This is a genomic window from Candidatus Protofrankia californiensis (assembly GCF_900634765.1).
Lineage (GTDB): Bacteria > Actinomycetota > Actinomycetes > Frankiales > Frankiaceae > Protofrankia > Protofrankia californiensis.
Genome location: NZ_CAAAFT010000109.1, coordinates 15,677 through 16,872, shown reverse-complemented (window position 1 = coordinate 16,872; position 1,196 = coordinate 15,677). Strand labels below are relative to the sequence as shown.

Here is a 1,196-nt window from a genome sequence, read left to right as displayed (position 1 = left end):
GGCACGACCGGCACGACCGGCACGACCGGCACGACCGGCACCGACACGTTCGCCGTGCTCCCCCTGGCTGGACCAGGTGTCCTCGTCAGTGCGCTGGCGCCGGACACGGTCACGCTCCGACGTTTCCTGGACGCCGGAGCGACAGCCGTGTTCACCCGAAACAGACCGCCAGACCCGCCTCCCGCAGACAGGTGAGGCCGGACGGACGGCCCGCGCTACGAGCTCGGGGTAGCACCCTCGACCAGGAAAAGCAGAGATGACCGCTGTTTCGCCGACCGGGATGGTCCGGACGGTCCACCAGCCCTCGCCGTGCATGTCGGCTGTGGAGCGATCGTGCGAGTCCAGCACATGTGCGAGCGTGGCCTCGCCGTGGTGCCTCAGACCGATAGCGTTATATGATCAAGAGCATTTGACGGACCCGCTAGTGCAGTGATGAACATTCCCACGGCTGAACTCGCTCATTAGAGGACTGAGTGCAACATAATCGACGAATGACCAGGGTCGGGGGCAACGAGCATCCAGCCGCCACCCGGCAGGCTCTCCTGGCCGCCGCACGGCTGCGGTTCGGCACCCAGGGTTACGCCGCCACGGGTACCGAGGAGATCGTAGCCGACGCGCAGGTGACCCGCGGCGCTCTTTACCACCACTTCCGCGACAAAGCCGATCTGTTCGGCGCGGTCATGGAACAGGTCGCGCTCGAGGTCGCCGAACAGCTCGTGACCACGGAACTCAAGCGTGCCACGGACGAACCGGCCACAGGCGCCTGGGAACAGCTGCGCACCGGGTTCCAGTCCTTCCTGGACATCTGCACCGACAGTGACTTCCAGCGCATCGTGCTGGTTGACGGACCGGCCGTGCTCGGGCACGACGCATGGGACGTCCTGGTCGAGCGTTACGGCTACCGATTGCTCGCCGAATGGCTGGACAGGGCTGTCGAGGAGGGCCGGATCGACCCGCTGCCCATCGCGCCTCTCACCCGGGTGCTAGCGGCCGTCCTGTCCGAGGCGAGCCTGCTGATCGGCCGTGCCGGCGATCCTGCGCAGGCCCGCCGGGAGGCGGGCGAGGTTCTCGACCGCCTGCTGGTCGGCCTGGAGGCGAAGAACAGCGTCCGATAGGCGCATCTCCCCGGACTCCTCACCGCTGTCCTCGGAGCGCCGTCCTCGGAGCGCCGTCCTCGGGTCGGCGCACAGCAGAGA

The 1,196-nt window shown here is 67.6% G+C and carries 1 protein-coding gene and 1 pseudogene; both read left to right on the top strand.

Features of this window, described 5'->3' with window-relative positions; all coding sequences use genetic code 11:
• Positions 1 to 195: pseudogene (locus tag DD1DGNOD_RS06600) on the top strand (hypothetical protein); the annotation flags it as partial.
• A 296-nt stretch (positions 196 to 491) separates the two neighbouring features.
• Positions 492 to 1,115, top strand: coding sequence for a TetR/AcrR family transcriptional regulator (locus tag DD1DGNOD_RS06595; RefSeq protein WP_131765705.1), 624 nt, complete (start codon positions 492 to 494; stop codon positions 1,113 to 1,115).
• Positions 1,116 to 1,196 lie beyond the last annotated feature (81 nt).

Coding starts and splice junctions, on each gene's coding strand:
- DD1DGNOD_RS06595 (WP_131765705.1), top strand. CDS start 492: ATGACCAGGGTCGGGGGCAACGAGCATCCAGCCGCCACCCGGCAGGCT.